Origin of the sequence: Actinomadura macrotermitis (assembly GCF_009604375.1) — a bacterium.
GTDB classification, from domain to species: Bacteria; Actinomycetota; Actinomycetes; order Streptosporangiales; family Streptosporangiaceae; genus Spirillospora; species Spirillospora macrotermitis.
On sequence record NZ_WEGH01000001.1, the window covers coordinates 1,133,326 to 1,148,567 of the forward strand.

Consider the following 15,242-nt stretch of genomic DNA (forward strand, 5'->3'; position numbering starts at 1 on the left):
GCCTGCGGATGACCTTGCCCGGACACTAAGGTCTCGATCATGTCGGTACTGCGCAAGGGTCCTGCCACGCCCGGGGAGACGACCACGACGGTCGTGCGAGCCGAGACCAGCCCCTACGGGAGCCGCCGGCTCACCCTGGAGAGCGACGGCGTGGTCACCGCCGCCTATCTGCGAAAGAAGCGGGACGTCGTGGTCGGCGCCGTCTGGGTGGCCAACCACCGGGCCGCCCCGGACGGGCCCGACCGGGCGCGGCTGAACGCCGGGCTGGCGCCGCTCATGCCCGCCTCGCACGTGCGGGACCCGGACGGGCGCGGCCCGCTGGATCCCGCCGAGCTGGAGATCGTCTGGTTCGAGGAGGGCGACGGGGTCGCGGTGCTGGAGTCGGGCGAGCCGCTGCTGGTGCTGCCCGGCTGGTCCGACGTGGGCCGCGGCATCCCCGGCTACAGCCGCGACGCGACCGCGCAGAGCCCGTTCGCCTTCCCCCTCGACGACGAGCTCGCGGAGTTCCTCCCCCGCATCGAACGCGCGCGGGAGCACTGGAAGGCCTGCGCCGCCGACGGTTCCTGGGCCGGGTTCCAGCAGTCGATCCTCGGGCACCTGCTGCAGCGGCTCGGCCCCGGCGGCCACTACTGGCACGACGTCGGCAGCCAGCTCACCGGCGGACGCGCCGCCGCCCCCACCGTCGGCGTGTCCGAACGGCCGGCCCGCGGCGACCGCGACTACACGGTGCTCAGCACCGTCGGCATGAGCCGGCAGCGGATGCCCACCGTCGAACTGTACGAGGACGACGTGGCCCCGCACTCCCGGATCGAACTGGCGGTGGCCACCTCGCTGCCCACCCGCCGCGCGGGCAGCATCTTCCCGTGGCTGGCGCAGTACCCGTGGCGGTCGGTGACGTGGTTCGCGCCCGGCGACGTGGTCAAGTGGTACCACGAGCCCCGGACGTTCCCGCTCGGCGGCGACGACGCCTCCTGGGGCGGCGTGCTGCTGCTGGAGGAGCCGAGCCGCCTGGCGGGCCCGGTCCCGCCCGGGCTGCGGGGCCTGACGCTGGACGGCGATCCGGTGCGCTGGCTGTGGCTCGTGCCCATCACCGCCGAGGAGCACCGCTACGCCAAGAGCGAGGGCTCCGACGCGCTCGTCCGGAGGCTCGCCCAGCAGGGCCGCTCCTGGATCGTGTCCTGAAAACGGCCTGAAAAGCAGAACGGCCGTGTGAGCACCGATGTGCCCCGCACGGCCGTTCCCGTGAGAACCGTCAGGCCGGGACGAAGAGCTCCAGCATCAGCCAGACGACCGGCGCCGTGGCGATGAGCGAGTCCAGCCGGTCCATGACGCCGCCGTGCTCGGGCAGCAGCGTGCCCATGTCCTTGATGCCGAGATCCCGCTTGATCACCGACTCGATGAGGTCGCCGACGGTCGCGGTGAACACCGCGGCCAGGCCGATCAGCACGCCCTGCCAGGCCGCGCCGCCCGGCAGCAGCCACCACATCAGCAGGCCGCCGACCACCATGCAGGTGATCGCCGAGCCGGTGACGCCCTCCCAGGTCTTCTTGGGGCTGATGTTGGGCGCCATCAGGTGCCGGCCGAGGAACGAGCCGGCGAAGTAGCCGCCGATGTCGCTGGCGACCGTCACCGCGATGAAGATCACGGTGCGGTGGTCGCCGTCGTCCGGCCGCATCAGCAGGGCGACGATGCCGCCCATGAGCACCAGGTAGCCGGCGACGAACACCCCGGCGGTCGCGTCGCGCACGTAGCCGTCGGCGCCGTCGGTCATCCGCAGCACCATCACCGCCAGCACCGTCAGCGCGGTGACGGCGACCAGCCCGAGGGGGCCCCAGATGTAGCCGCAGACGGGCGCGGCGACCATGCCGACGGCCAGCGGCGCGAACGGCACCGCGATGCCGCGCACCTTGAACGCCTCGGTCAGCTCGCGCATGCCGAGGAACAGGAAGACGACCATCACGCCAAGGAAGATCTCCTTGACGGTGTAGAGGGAGGTCAGCACGATGGCGCCGAGGGTGGCCCCGACGCCGACGGCGATGGGCAGGTTGCGTCCCGCCCGCTTCTTGGTGGCCGGCGCGTCCCCGCCCGGGGTGCCGTCCGGCTCACCCGGGGAGCCCGGGGGCTCCCCGGCTTCGTCGAGTTCCATCAGACCTCGAGCAGCTCGGCCTTCTTGTGCTCGAGCAGCTCGTCGATCTGCGCCACGTACTTGTGCGTGGCGTCGTCGAGCTCCTTCTCCGCACGCCGGACGTCGTCCTCGCCGGCCTCGCCGTCCTTGGCGAGCTTGTCGAGGGTGTCCTTGGCCCGCCGCCGCACGTTCCGGATGGAGATCTTGGCGTCCTCGGCCTTGGTGCCGGCGACCTTGACGAACTCCCGGCGGCGCTCCTCGGACAGGTCGGGGAAGACCACCCGGATCACGTTGCCGTCGTTGGTGGGGTTGACGCCGAGGTCGCTGTCACGGATGGCCCTCTCGACCGCGGACATCGACGACTTGTCGAAGACCTGGACGATGACCATCCGCGGCTCGGGCAGCGTGAAGGAGGCCAGCTGGTTGATCGGCGTCGGCGTGCCGTAGTACTCCGCGACGATCTTGTTGAACATCGCGGGAGAGACACGCCCGGTGCGGATCGCCTGGAAGTCCTCCTTGGCGACCGCGACCGCCTTCTCCATCTTCTCCTCTGCCTCGAGGAGGGTCTCGTCGATCACTACGACTCCCGCTTCACCTTGGTCGGCCCTGGTCGGCGCCGGCCGGACGGACGATCAGCTGTCGGCCGGGTTGACCAGCGTGCCGATCTTCTCACCCCGGACGGCCCGGACGATGTTGCCCTGGCCCATGAGGTCGAAGACCACGATGGGCAGCGCGTTGTCCATGCAGAGACTGATGGCCGTGGCGTCCATGACCTTCAGTCCCCGCTGTAGAACCTCACCGTAATCCAAACGGTCGAACTTGACCGCGTCCGAATGCTTTCGGGGATCGGCGTCGTACACGCCGTCCACCTGGGTGGCCTTCAGCACCGCTTCGGCACCGATCTCCAGCGCGCGCTGGGCGGCGGTGGTGTCGGTGGAGAAGAACGGCTGGCCGAGGCCGGCCCCGAAGATGACCACGCGGCCCTTCTCCAGGTGCCGGATGGCGCGCCGCGGGATGTAGGGCTCGGCGACCTGGCTCATGGTGATGGCCGTCTGGACACGGGTGTCCAGGCCGAGTTTCTCCAGGAAGTCCTGCAGCGCCAGGCAGTTGATCACGGTGCCGATCATGCCCATGTAGTCGCCGCGGCCGCGGTCCATGCCGCGCTCGGCGAGCTGCGCGCCGCGGAACATGTTCCCGCCGCCGCACACCACCGCGACCTGGACGCCGTCCTTGACGGCCTCGTTGATGGCCTCGGCCACGTGCTGGACGACCTCGGGGTCGATGCCGAGCGGGTCCCCGCCGGCGAACGCCTCGCCCGAGAGCTTCAGCAGCACCCGCTTCCAGCCGGCCCGCGGCGCGTTCCGGGCGGACGACGAGGCCGCCGCCGTGTCAGTGGTGGTCTTCTCCGGCACGTCGGCGGCCTCCTCGTTACTTCGCGGAATCTTCGGGTCCTGTCTGTTCAGGATGCCCTTACGCCTGGCCGACCTTGAAGCGGGCGAAGCGCACGACCTTCACGCCGGCCTCGTCGAGGACCTTGGCGATGGTCTTCTTGTTGTCCTTGACGAACGTCTGCTCCAGCAGGACGAAGTCGCGGAAGTAGGCGTTGACCCGGCCCTCGACGATCTTGGGGATGGCCTGCTCGGGCTTGCCCTCGTCGCGGGTGAGCTGCTCGGCCAGAGCGCGCTCCTTGTCGATCGCCTCGGCGGGGATCTCGTCGCGGGTGAGGTACTTGGGGGACATCGCCGCGATCTGCTGCGCGACGTCCTTGGCGACCTCGGCGTTCTCCTTGTCCAGCTCGACCAGCACGCCGGTGGTCGGCGGCAGGGACGGGTCGGACTTGTGCAGGTAGCTGGTCACGTAGGCGCCCTGGAAGTGGGCGAAGCGACCGATCTCCAGCTTCTCGCCGATCTTGGCGCTGGCCTCCTGGATCAGCGCCTCGACGGACTTGCCGGGCTCGATCTCGGCGGCGAGCACCGCGGCGGTGTCGGCCGCGCCGCTCTTGGCGGCGAACTCCACGATGCGGTTCGCCAGCTCGATGAACTCGGCGTTCTTGGCCACGAAGTCGGTCTCGCACTTGACCTCGAGGAGCGCGCCGTCGCCGGAGCCCTCGAAGTGCTCGGCGACCAGGCCGTTGGCGGCGGTGCGCTCGGCGCGCTTGCCGACGTCCTTGGCGCCCTTGAGACGCAGGATCTCTACGGCCTTGTCGAAGTCGCCCTCGGCCTCGGTCAGGGCGTTCTTGCAGGCCATCATGCCGGAGCCGGTCAGCTCGCGGAGCCGCTTGACGTCGGCGGCGGTGAAGTCAGCCATCGCTCTTTCGTCTCTGTGGTGGTGGAAAGACGGGACACGGACCGGGTCCCCGGGGCGGCGCCCCGGGGACCACACGTCGCTAGGCCTGCTCGGCGGACGCGTCGGCCTGGACCTCGGCCTGCGCCGGGGTCTGGTCCTCGGCGGGGGTCTCGGCGACGACCTCGGCCTCGGCGGCGACCTCGGCCTCGGCGGCGACCTCGGCCTCGGCGACCGGGGCCTCGGTCTCGGCGGCGGGGGCCTCGGCGGCGGGGGCCTGCTCCTTGTTCTCCAGCAGGTCGCGCTCCCACTCGGCCAGCGGCTCGGCGACGGCGCCGCCCTCGGCCGGCTTCTCGTCGCCGCCGGACGCGGCGCCGGCGCGGGCGATGAGCCCGTCGGCGACGGCGTCGGCGACCACGCGGGTCAGCAGGCTGACGCTGCGGATCGCGTCGTCGTTACCCGGGATCGGGTAGTCGACCTCGTCGGGATCGCAGTTGGTGTCCAGGATCGCCACGACCGGGATGCCGAGCTTCTTGGCCTCGTTGACCGCGATGTGCTCCTTCTTGGTGTCCACGATCCAGACGGCGCTGGGCACCTTGGCCATGTCGCGGATACCGCCGAGGGTGCGCTCGAGCTTGTCCTTCTCGCGGCGCAGGCCGAGCAGCTCCTTCTTGGTCATGCCGGAGCCGGCCACGTCCTCGTAGTCGATCTCTTCCAGCTCCTTGAGCCGGGTGAGCCGCTTGTGGACGGTGGAGAAGTTGGTGAGCATGCCGCCCAGCCAGCGCTGGTTGACGTAGGGCATGCCGACCCGGGTGGCCTGCTCGGCGATGGCCTCCTGGGCCTGCTTCTTGGTGCCGACGAACAGGATCGTGCCCCCGTGGGCGACCGTGGCGCGAACGAACTCGAACGCCCGGTCGATGTAGGACAGCGACTGCTGCAGGTCGATGATGTAGATGCCGTTGCGCTCGGTGAAGATGAAGCGCTTCATCTTCGGGTTCCACCGGCGGGTCTGGTGGCCGAAGTGAACGCCGCTCTCGAGGAGCTGGCGCATGGTGACGACGGGTGCCATAGCCCGTGTTCTCCTGTCCGGCCCGCTTGCACGGGCCACGTCTCGGTTGTCTGCCCGCGCCCTGACACAGACCCCGCCGCCACGTGTGTGACGGACCGAGAGGTTGTGCCCCACCCTGTGAGGAAACGGGTGGCGAGCGAGCGCGTGAATTCGGCCGCCCGGGTAACCCCCCGTGCGACCGTTTCCCGATTCTATGGGATGAGCGGCGCACACGTGGAATCAACAGCGCGGAGCGGCGCCGCCGGACAGGTTATCCACAGGTGCGGGAAGCTCTGGATCCGCCCTCGCGCCCCCGGCAGGCTTGCGGTCATGAGCCCGTTCACCCTGCTCCTGGTCTGCATGCTCGCCGGATCACCCGGCCCCGCCCAGTGGCGCTGGCCCGTGGGGCCGCCCGCGCCGGCGGTCGTCCGCGGCTTCGTGCCGCCCGCGCTTCCCTGGGGGCCGGGCCATCGCGGCGTCGATCTCGCCGCCCGGCCCGGCGGGCCCGTCTACGCGGCGGGGGCCGGCCGGGTCTCCTACGCGGGGCGGCTGGCCGGGCGCGGGGTCGTCGCGATCACGCACGGGACGCTGCGCACGACGTACCTGCCGGTCAGGGCGTCCGTCCGGGCAGGCCGCGTGGTGGCCACCGGCGCCCGCATCGGCGTCGTCGAGGCGGCGCCGATGCACTGCCAGGTCCCGTGCCTGCACTGGGGGCTGCGGAACGACACCGCCTACCTCGACCCGCTCAGCCTCGTCCGTCCGCGGGTCCGCCTCCTTCCGCTCTGGCCTGCACCCGACCCCCAAGGGCCTGGCGACGGGGCCACGGCCGGCGCGGAGCACGGCCATGCGGTCCCTCCGGCGGCTCGGCGGCATGATCGGCCACCACGGATGGGGCTGCGGTATGCCACGTCGGCGGGCGGCGGCGCCCTGACCGGCATGACGCTGACGCTCCTGCTCGCCTTCTTCTGGAGGCAGGGCCGGGTCCGCAAACAGGTGCGGCGAAGGCCGCCGCCGGGGGTGATCGATCTGGCGCGCGAACGCCGGCTCCGCCGCGCCCGCTGACGACCGGACGACGGCATGCCCATGCCCTGGGCGCCGCTTAGTCGGCCGCCCTCGGGTGGGCTTGGCGGTGGACCTGCTTGAGACGTTCCGCGGAGACGTGGGTGTAGAGCTGGGTCGTCTGCAGGGAGGCGTGGCCGAGGATCTCCTGGACGCTCCGCAGGTCGGCGCCGCCTTCCAGCAGGTGGGTGGCGGCGCTGTGGCGCAGCCCGTGCGGGGCCAGGTCCGGGACGTCGCCCACCTCGGCGATGCGGTCGTGCACGATCCGCCTGGCGCTGGTCGGATGCAGGCGGCCGCCCCGCGTTCCGAGGAAGAGCGCCGGGCCGCTGTCCTCGGTGGCCAGCGCGGGCCGGCCCGCGCGCAGCCAGTCCTGGACGGCGCGGGCGGCGGGCTCGCCCATCGGGACGGTCCGCTCCTTGCCGCCCTTGCCGAGGACACGGGCGGTACGGCGCACGGTGTCCAGGTCGTCGACGTCCAGGCCGCACAGCTCGCTCACCCGGATGCCGGTGCCGTACAGCAGTTCCAGCACGGCCAGGTCCCGCAGGCCGGCCGGCCCGGTGGCGTCCACGGTGTCCAGGAGGCGGCCGGCCTGTTCCTGGGTGATCACGGTGGGCAGGTCGCGGCCTCGTTTCGGCGTGCCGAGGAGCACACCCGGGTCGTCCGGGATCAGGCCGCGCCGGTGCAGGTGGCCGGTGAAGGCACGGACGGCGGCGGTCCTGCGTGCCAGCGTGGCGCGAGAACGCCCGAGGGCGTGCTGCCGGGCCAGCCAGGCGCGCAGCACGGCGACGTCGAGCTCCTGCGGCCCGGTCAGCCCGATCGTGGCGCAGTAGCCGGAAAGGTCCTGCAGGTCTCCGAGATAGGCGCGCAGGGTGTGCGGCGACAGACCGCGCTCGGCGCCCAGATGCCGCGCGAACTCGGCGAGCGCCTCACCCAACGGCGACGCGGCCTCATCGGACGTCTCATCCACCGACACCGATCCTCCTCGACCGCCTAACGCACCAATTCCGCTCCCTGACATCCTCGCCTAGCCCAGCAGGAGCCTCCACGAACCCCCCAGCCGACGCAAGCCGGACTGTTTCCCCCAGCAATGCCTTTCCAGGCGTCTCCTGTAGTGGCACCGGAACCTCCAAGAACACCCCACCAGAGCACTCCCGAACGCCCTACCCGGCAATGCCCCTTCGGCCGTCTCATGTAGCGACGCGCGATACTCGACGGACGCTCCAGCCTGAACAATCTGGCCACCTCGCTCGGCAACGCCTCTTCGAACGCCACGCATAGCGGCACCGCAGCTCCCACAGACGCTCCCCGCCAGAGCAACCTTGGTCGTCTCACTCAGCAATGCCGCTCCGGACACTTCGCACCGTGGCACTGAGACTCGACACACGCTCCCGCCAGAACAGCCCTCATCGCATCACTCAGCAACACCACTCAACCGCCCTGCGCAGCGGCACCGCAGCCCCCACAGACGCTCCCGCCAAAGCGACCCTGGCCGCCTCACTCAGCAATGCCGCTCCAGACACTTCGCACCGTGGCACTGAGACTCGACACACGCTCCCGCCAGAACAGCCCTCATCGCATCACTCAGCAACACCACTCAACCGCCCCGCGCAGCGGCACCGCAGCCCCCACAGACGCTCCCGCCAAAGCGACCCTGGCCGCCTCACTCAGCAATGCCGCTCCGAACAGCAGGATCCGAGCCCCTGCCGAAGCGGCCTGGGCGCCTTACATGGCAACGCCGAAGCATTTGGGATGCCTGAGGTGGCGAAGTCGCGTCCTCATCCGCCAACTCTCGCCGCAGCGCGAGGGCCTCTTCGGGCGCTTCGCGCTGGGCGCCGTGTCGGCGGTGGTCACGTCGCCGCGCTGGAGGACCGGCTTCACGCAGCAAGCACAGTGCGGAACTCCGGGACCCAGTCGAGTTGTCACGCAGAGTTATCCACAGAACACAGTTCGTCTATCGCGGCGGCGCGGGGACCGGCACCGTCGAAGGCCGGAGGTGAGGCCCATGAACAACCACACCCATGCCGGTCATGACCTGGGGGCGCGCGGCGAGGAGGCCGCGGCCGGCTACCTGGCGGGGCTCGGCTGGCGGCTGATCGAACGCAACTGGCGGTGCCGGGAGGGCGAGCTCGACATCATCGCCCACGACGGCCGGCAGTACGTGGTCTGCGAGGTGAAGACCCGCCGGTCCGTGCGGTTCGGGGACCCGGTGGAGGCGGTCGGGGACGGCAAGGCCGCCCGGCTGAGACGGCTGGCCCTGCGGTGGGCGGCGTCCCACGGCGTGCGGGGCGCCGACGTCCGGATCGACGTGCTCGGCCTGGTCGCCGAGGGGGACGGGTTCGTGCTCGACCACCTGCGGGAGGTGTGCTGAATGACGCTCGCCAAGACCCGCTCGGTGTCCCTGGTCGGAGTCGACGGCTTCGTGGTCGACGTGGAGGCCGCCATCACCAGCGGGGTCCCCGGGCTGCACCTGGTCGGCCTGCCCGACACCGCGCTGAGCGAGGCCCGCGACCGGGTGCGGGCCGCCATCTTCAACTCCGGCGAGGACTGGCCCAACAGGCACGTCACCGTGTCGCTCTTCCCGGCGAGCCTGCCGAAGAAGGGGTCCACGTTCGACGTCGCCATAGCCGTGGCGCTGCTCGCGGCGGCCGAGGTGGTGCCGCCGCGGTCGTGCGCGGGCCTGGTGCTGATCGGCGAACTCGGGCTGGACGGCCGGGTCAGGGCCATCCCGGGGGTGCTGCCCGCCGTGCTCGCCGCCGCGAACGCCGGCTGCCGCAGGGTCGTCGTCCCCCGCGCGAACGCCGCCGAGGCCGGCCTCGTCCCGGATGTGGAGGTACTGGCGGCCGGCACGCTGCGGGGGCTGCTGGCCGTCCTCCGCGACGAGGCGCCGCCCATTGAGGACGAGGAACCCGATCCGCCGCCGCCGCGGTCGGCCGCCGGGCTCAGCCTGCGCAGCCCGGACCGCCGGACCGGCATGGACCTGGCCGACGTCCGCGGGCAGGCGGAGGCCCGCCGGGCTTTGGAGATCAGCGCGGCGGGCGGCCACCATCTCTTCTTCAGCGGGCCGCCGGGCTGCGGGAAGACCATGCTCGCCGAACGGCTGCCGACGCTGCTGCCGCCGCTGGAGGCGGACGCGGCGCTGGAGGTGACCGCGATCCACTCGGTCGCCGGGACGCTGCCGCCGGACCAGCCGCTGATCACCCGGTCCCCGTTCTACGCGCCGCACCACACCGCGACCAGGGCCGCCATGGTCGGCGGCGGTTCGGGCCGCGTCCTGCAACCGGGCGCGGTCTCCCTGGCCCATCGCGGGACGCTCTTTCTCGACGAGGCGCCCGAGTTCATGAGCGGCACGCTCGACGCCCTCCGCCAGCCGCTGGAGGAGGGCGAGGTCCGCATCTCCCGGGCGGAGGGGACCGCCTGCTTCCCCGCCCGCTTCACCCTCGTCCTCGCCGCGAACCCCTGCCCGTGCGCGGCGGCCAAGCAGGTGGACTGCTCGTGCGCCCCGGCGATCAGGCGCAAGTACCTGACCCGGATCTCGGGCCCGCTGCTCGACCGCATCGACCTGAAGCTGGAGCTCACCCCGGCCAGCCGGGCCGAACTGCGGTACGACCTGGAGTTCGCCGAGGCCAGCCGCGTCGTCGCCGAACGGGTCCTGACGGCCAGGGAACGCACGCTGAAACGCCTGGACGACACGCCCTGGCGGTCCAACTCCGAGATCCCCGGCCCCGAGCTGCGGCGCCGCTTCACCCCGCCGCCCGAGGCGATGCGCGCGGCCGACGACGCGCTGCAGCGCGGCTCGCTCAGCGCACGCGGCCTGGACCGGGTGCTGCGCGTCGCCTGGACGATCGCCGACCTGGCGGGCCACGACCAGCCGGACGAGGACGACGTCGGCGGCGCCCTCGCCCTGTGGACCGGGAGGCGATCATGAACGACCGCACCGCGCGCGCCGCCCTCACCGCCGTCGCCGAGCCCGGGGAGGCCCTGCTCAACCGGATCATCGACCGGGCCGGCCCGGCGGGCGCGCTGGAGGCGATCCGCGCCGCCAGGCCGCCCGAGGACGTCATCACCACCGAGCACGACGTCCCCCGGGCCGTCGCGCGGCTCCAGCAGTGGCGGATCCGCCTTCAGGCCGTCGACCCGGGCCAGGACCTGGCCGTGGCCGGGAACCTCGGGCTGCGCCTGGCCTGCCCGGGCGACCCCGAGTGGCCCACCACCCTGGACGACCTCGGTGACGAGCGGCCCTACGCCCTGTGGCTGCGCGGCCCGGAGGACCTGCGGTACAACTGCCTGCGCTCGGTGGCGATCGTCGGGGCCCGCGCCGCGTCCCCCTACGGCCTGCGCGTGGCCGCCGACCTGGGCGCGGAGCTGGCGGAGCAGGGCTGGACCGTCATCTCCGGCGGCGCCCTCGGCATCGACGCCGCCGCCCACCGCGGCGCTCTCGCCGCCGACGGCCCGACGGTGGCGGTCTTCGCCAACGGCGTGGACGTCCCCTATCCGGCGGGCAACGACGGGCTGTTCGCCGAGATGGCCCGGTGTGCCCTGCTGGTCAGCGAGTCGCCACCGGGCACCCCGCCGCGCCGCTCGCGCTTCCTCGTCCGCAACCGCGTGATCGCGGCCCTGTCCCGGGGCACGGTCGTGGTCGAGGCGGCCTGGCGCAGCGGAGCGCTGAGCACCGCCACCTGGGCCCGCAAGCTGGGCCGCGACGTCATGGCGGTGCCCGGCCCGGTCGGCGCCCACACCTCGGCGGGCTGCCACCGGCTCCTGCGGGAGCATCCGCCCGCGCTCCTGGTCACCCGCTCGGAGGAGGTGATCGAGGCGGTCGGCCGCATCGGCGCCGACCTGGCCCCTGAACCGCACAACCCCGTCCTCCCCCGCGACCGCCTGGACCCCGTCACCCGGACCGTCCTGGAGACGATGCCGGCCCGCGGCCCGGCCGGTCCCGCCCAGCTCGCCGCCAAGGCCGGCCTGGACCTGGCCACCGTCAACGGCAAGCTCGGCCTGCTGGCCGCGGCGGGCTTCGTCGAACGCACCACCGGAGGCTGGCGCCTCACCCCGGCCGCGAAAGCACGCCAATGACCCCCGCGAAAAGGCGCCCGAGCCCGGCGCATCCAGGCGCAGAGCGAAGAAGCAAGCCGGGCCCCGCGAACCGCCCCACCGGCCACAAGCCATGAGCGAATCCGTTGACGGCTCGGGCGCAGAGCCCCAGCCAAACCGAAAGGAGGACGGCAAGTTGCAGCAAGGCCGCGCAGGTATCACCAGCAATCTCACGAAAGCAGGCCAGACCAGGCGCAACGCTCCGCACGGCAGGAGGAAATGACGGCGAGCCAAGCACAAACGGCTACGGACCGACAGACGAGCCAAGGCCACGCACAGCGCGCCGTGCGGACCCACGCGCCGGCATGGGAGGCGCGGCTGGGTGTCCAAAGTGCAGAGGACGCAGGCGAGCTCGGCACGGCTGCGAACAGGCTCAGGAACCCGCGAGATGCGCGCGGGCCGGACGCAGCGCAGTTCGTAGAGCGGCACACCGGGTGCCGGGAGCCGCGGCGGAGGGTCCACGACGCGAAGCGGACAGGCGAGCCGCGCACAGCGCGGCTGCGGGCGAGCCCAGGAACGTGCCGAGACAGGCGGCCGGGTACAGCGCGGCCATAAGCGGCACACCGGTCATGGGAGCCGCGATCAAAGCGCGGAGGGGCGGGCAGGCTGCACGCAGCGCGGCTGCGGGTGAGCTCAAGGAGGCGCTGAGACGGGCGGCCAAGCACAGCGCTGCGCATGGACCCACGCGCCGAGCATGGAAGACGCGACTGAGGAGGCGAAGCGCGAAAGGACAGGCAGGCTGCGCCTAGTACGGCTGCGGGCAGGGGCGTGCCGAGACAGACGGCCGGACGCAGCACGGCCATGAGCAGCACGCCGGGCGCGGAAGGCGCGGCCGAGGGTCCGAGATGCGAAGCGGACAGGCGCCCAGCGCACAGACGCGCAGCGCGGCTGCGGGCGAGCCCAGGAACGTGCTGGGACAGGTGGCCAGGTACAGCGCGGCATGAGCGGCACACCGGGCATGGGAGCCGCGGCCGAGGCGCAGAGCGGATGGGCAAGCTGCGCGTAGTACGACTGCGGGTAAGCCCAGGGACATGCTGAGACGGGCGGCCAAGCACAGCGCGACGCATGGACTCACGCGCCGAGCATGGGGAGGCACGACTGAGGGTTCGAGGCGCGGAGCGGATGGGCGAGCTGCGCGCAGTACGGCTGTGGGCGAGCCCGGGGACATGCTGAGACGGGCGGCCAAGCACAGCGCGACGCATGGACTCACGCGCCGAGCATGGGGAGGCACGACTGAGGGTTCGAGGCGCGGAGCGGATGGGCGAGCTGCGCGTAGTACGACTGCGGGTGAGCCCAGGGACATGCTGAGACGGGCGGCCAAGCACAGCGCGACGCATGCCACGCGCCGGGCATGGGGGCTTGGCTGAGGGTTCTAGACGTGGAGAGGGGCAAGTGTGCTGCGCTCAGCGCGGCTGCGGGCAGGGGCAGGGGTGTGCCGAGACGGGTGGCCAGGCGCAGCGTGACGTGGGGACCCATGCGCCGGGCTGGGGAGGTTGAGCTGAGGGTTTGAGGCACGGAGGGGCAGGCAGGCTGCGGGTGGGTCGGAGATGTGCTGAGACGGTGGCCGGACGCAGCGTGGGCATGGGTGGCGCGTTGGGTGCCGGGAGGCTCGGCTGGGGGTTCTGGAGGCGGGATAGCGCGAGGGCTGGGGGCTCGGGTTACTCTTCGGAGGGGAGTTCGAAGTCGCTCTTGGCCAGTTCCTCGACGTTGACGTCCTTGAAGGTGACCACGCGGACGTTCTTGACGAAACGTGCTGGGCGGTACATGTCCCAGACCCAGGCGTCCTGCATGGTGACCTCGAAGAAGACCTCGCCGTTGTCGACGCTGCGGACCTGCAGGTCGACCGAGTTGGTCAGGTAGAACCTGCGCTCGGTCTCGACCACGTAGGTGAACAGGCCGACGACGTCGCGGTACTCGCGATAGAGCTGCAGCTCCATCTCGGTCTCGTAGTTCTCGAGGTCTTCAGCGGACACCTCTAGCCTCCCTCGCACCCGACAAGCGCATCTCACCAGGCATTCTGCCGCCGAACCGGGTCTCCGGCCCGCAAGCTTCATGATCCTCTGTCGGCGAGTCCGTCCTTCGGTCCTCCCCCTGCAGGCTAGTGGAGTCCCGCGGGCGGGCAGCGCACCGTGACGGCCGCCACCCCGTCGGGCCGCCGTCGTGCGGGCAGGCGGCCTTCTTTCGTGAGGCGCGCCATTGAAGGTCGGTTTTTCTGCGGAGCGGCATGAACGGTGGAAAGGATCGGGGTCCTTACGGTCGTCGGGTGATAGCCGTTCCAGTGGGTGTGCGGGCGCCCCTGGAAAGCACTTTGGACTCTACTTCCGGCGCGGTCTCTTCGCTATTGTCGGCGGCATGACGACAGACGCCCATCTTGCTCTCATGAAATTGCTCGATTCTTCGGGAAAGCCCTACCGGACCATTGCGCACGCCGCCGCGGGCGTGACGGAGACGGCCAGCAGGCTGCGCGGCCACCGATTAGAGGACGCCGCCAAGAGCATCATCGTGCGAGCCGGCATCACCAGGAAGGCCGGGCGGTACCTGCTCACCGTCGTGTCCGGCGACCGGCAGGTCGACCTGGAGCGGGTGAGGGAGCTGACGAACGCGCGGGACGTGGGCTTCGCCCGCAAGGACATCGCCGAGGGCCTGGCCGGCAGCGTGAGCGGATCGTTCGTGCCGTTCTCGCTCCACCCCGATCTGGAGCTGATCGTCGACCGGGGGCTGCTGGAGCGCGAGGAGATCTACTTCAACGCCGCCCGGCTCGACCGGTCGGTGGCGCTGGCCAGCGCCGACTATCTGGCGATCGCCCGCCCGCTGGTCGCCGACATCGCCTGCCGGCCGAAGAACTCCACCAGTGCGGAGTTCACCTCGTCCGGGCGTTCCAGATTCCCGTAGTGGCCACATCCCTGCAATTCCAGGAATTCACTTCCCGGGATGCTGTCGGCCACTTCCCGGCACAATTCGGGGCGGACGATCCTGTCGTCCGCGAAGGCGATGACCAGGGTGGGGCAGCGAATGGCGCCGTAGGCGCCCAGCCGGTTGTCGATGGCCTCCAGGCCGAGCTGTCCGCGGACCGAGGACAGGTCGACGGAGGACAGCTCGAAGATGTCCAGCCAGTCGCGCAGGCTGTTCTCATCGCGGAGGGTCCGCGGCGACAGGCTGTGCATGGCGTGCAGGTAGGCGGCGTACTTGGCGGGCAGCCGGATCCCGCTGTCGCACAGTTCGATCTCGGCCGCCGACATCGCCGCGGCCAGCGCGTCGGTCCGGCCCCGGGTGGCCATCAGGACGGCGCCGGTGACCAGTTCGGGCCGGTCCAGCAGCAGCTCCTGGACGATCATGGCGCCGAGCGAGAACCCGACGACGCCGCACGGCCCCGCCCCGAGCCAGGAGATCAGCGCCGCGACGTCCGCGGCGAGGTCGGTGAGCGTGAACGGCCCCGGCCCCGCGTCGGTGGGCGCGATGCCCCGGTTGTCCAGGGTGACGACGCGGTGCCCGGCCGCCACCAGCGCGGGCACCTGGTGGGTGCGCCAGATCCGGCCCGGCGCCCCGGTGCCGGTGACGAGGACGACCGTGCTGTCGCCCCTGCCGTGGACGTCGTAGCCGAGACTGATTCCGTTGACCCTGGCGAGCGGCACGGCG

The 15,242-nt window shown here is 71.7% G+C and carries 14 protein-coding genes; 6 read left to right on the forward strand and 8 right to left on the reverse strand.

What is annotated here, in order from left to right:
• The first annotated feature begins 39 nt into the window (after window positions 1-39).
• Window positions 40-1,182 carry a suppressor of fused domain protein gene (locus ACRB68_RS05170; RefSeq protein ID WP_153531045.1) on the forward strand — a complete coding sequence of 381 codons (1,143 nt, stop codon included), beginning with the start codon at window positions 40-42 and terminating at the stop codon, window positions 1,180-1,182.
• A gap of 70 nt (window positions 1,183-1,252) precedes the next feature.
• On the opposite strand, the gene ACRB68_RS05175 is transcribed toward ACRB68_RS05170, so the two are convergent.
• The 5 genes from ACRB68_RS05175 to rpsB all read right to left on the reverse strand — a co-directional run bounded on the left by ACRB68_RS05175 (window position 1,253) and on the right by rpsB (window position 5,477).
• The gene (locus ACRB68_RS05175; protein ID WP_153531046.1) at window positions 1,253-2,146 is read right to left on the reverse strand and encodes a phosphatidate cytidylyltransferase; all 894 of its coding nucleotides are present in this window, start codon (window positions 2,144-2,146) and stop codon (window positions 1,253-1,255) included.
• Window positions 2,146-2,703: a ribosome recycling factor gene (gene frr, locus ACRB68_RS05180; RefSeq protein WP_328593777.1), complete on the reverse strand. Its 558-nt coding sequence runs from the start codon at window positions 2,701-2,703 to the stop codon at window positions 2,146-2,148. The genes ACRB68_RS05175 and frr overlap by 1 nt, the downstream gene beginning before the upstream one ends.
• A gap of 54 nt (window positions 2,704-2,757) precedes the next feature.
• Window positions 2,758-3,537, reverse strand: a complete 780-nt coding sequence (pyrH, locus tag ACRB68_RS05185) for a UMP kinase (RefSeq protein ID WP_328593778.1) — start codon at window positions 3,535-3,537, stop codon at window positions 2,758-2,760.
• 58 nt (window positions 3,538-3,595) lie between these two features.
• Window positions 3,596-4,432, reverse strand: a complete 837-nt coding sequence (tsf, locus tag ACRB68_RS05190) for a translation elongation factor Ts (RefSeq protein ID WP_153531048.1) — start codon at window positions 4,430-4,432, stop codon at window positions 3,596-3,598.
• Between the two features lie 79 nt (window positions 4,433-4,511).
• Entirely contained in the window at window positions 4,512-5,477 is a 966-nt protein-coding gene (gene rpsB / locus ACRB68_RS05195) for a 30S ribosomal protein S2 (RefSeq protein WP_153531049.1), read from the reverse strand.
• Window positions 5,478-5,786: 309 nt separating this feature from the next.
• Here rpsB and ACRB68_RS05200 point away from each other — a divergent pair, with 309 nt between their 5' ends.
• Window positions 5,787-6,518 (forward strand): murein hydrolase activator EnvC family protein, encoded by a 732-nt coding sequence (locus ACRB68_RS05200; RefSeq protein ID WP_235958744.1) that lies wholly within the window; start codon window positions 5,787-5,789, stop codon window positions 6,516-6,518.
• 37 nt (window positions 6,519-6,555) lie between these two features.
• Here ACRB68_RS05200 and ACRB68_RS05205 read toward each other — a convergent pair whose 3' ends face one another.
• The gene (locus ACRB68_RS05205) at window positions 6,556-7,488 is read right to left on the reverse strand and encodes a tyrosine recombinase XerC (RefSeq protein WP_328593779.1); all 933 of its coding nucleotides are present in this window, start codon (window positions 7,486-7,488) and stop codon (window positions 6,556-6,558) included.
• Window positions 7,489-8,517: 1,029 nt separating this feature from the next.
• On the opposite strand from ACRB68_RS05205, the gene ACRB68_RS05210 reads away from it, so the two are divergent.
• Genes ACRB68_RS05210 through dprA form a run of 3 tightly spaced genes read left to right on the forward strand, consistent with a single transcriptional unit; the run spans window position 8,518 to window position 11,588 of the window.
• Window positions 8,518-8,883: a YraN family protein gene (locus ACRB68_RS05210; protein ID WP_153531052.1), complete on the forward strand. Its 366-nt coding sequence runs from the start codon at window positions 8,518-8,520 to the stop codon at window positions 8,881-8,883.
• Window positions 8,884-10,440, forward strand: a complete 1,557-nt coding sequence (locus ACRB68_RS05215) for a YifB family Mg chelatase-like AAA ATPase (protein ID WP_153531053.1) — start codon at window positions 8,884-8,886, stop codon at window positions 10,438-10,440. It begins immediately after the preceding gene.
• On the forward strand, window positions 10,437-11,588 hold the full coding sequence (dprA, locus tag ACRB68_RS05220; protein ID WP_153531054.1) for a DNA-processing protein DprA: 1,152 nt from the start codon (window positions 10,437-10,439) through the stop codon (window positions 11,586-11,588). The genes ACRB68_RS05215 and dprA overlap by 4 nt, the downstream gene beginning before the upstream one ends.
• Before the next feature lie 1,676 nt (window positions 11,589-13,264).
• Here the strand turns inward: dprA and ACRB68_RS05225 are convergent.
• A complete protein-coding gene (locus ACRB68_RS05225; protein ID WP_328593780.1) occupies window positions 13,265-13,579 on the reverse strand; it encodes a DUF2469 domain-containing protein in 315 nt (104 codons plus the stop codon).
• A 406-nt stretch (window positions 13,580-13,985) separates the two neighbouring features.
• Here ACRB68_RS05225 and ACRB68_RS05230 point away from each other — a divergent pair, with 406 nt between their 5' ends.
• Window positions 13,986-14,498 (forward strand): YbaK/EbsC family protein, encoded by a 513-nt coding sequence (locus ACRB68_RS05230; RefSeq protein WP_207709570.1) that lies wholly within the window; start codon window positions 13,986-13,988, stop codon window positions 14,496-14,498.
• Here the strand turns inward: ACRB68_RS05230 and ACRB68_RS05235 are convergent.
• Window positions 14,396-15,238, reverse strand: a complete 843-nt coding sequence (locus ACRB68_RS05235; RefSeq protein WP_328593781.1) for an alpha/beta fold hydrolase — start codon at window positions 15,236-15,238, stop codon at window positions 14,396-14,398. The genes ACRB68_RS05230 and ACRB68_RS05235 overlap by 103 nt on opposite strands.
• Between the last annotated feature and the right edge of the window lie 4 nt (window positions 15,239-15,242).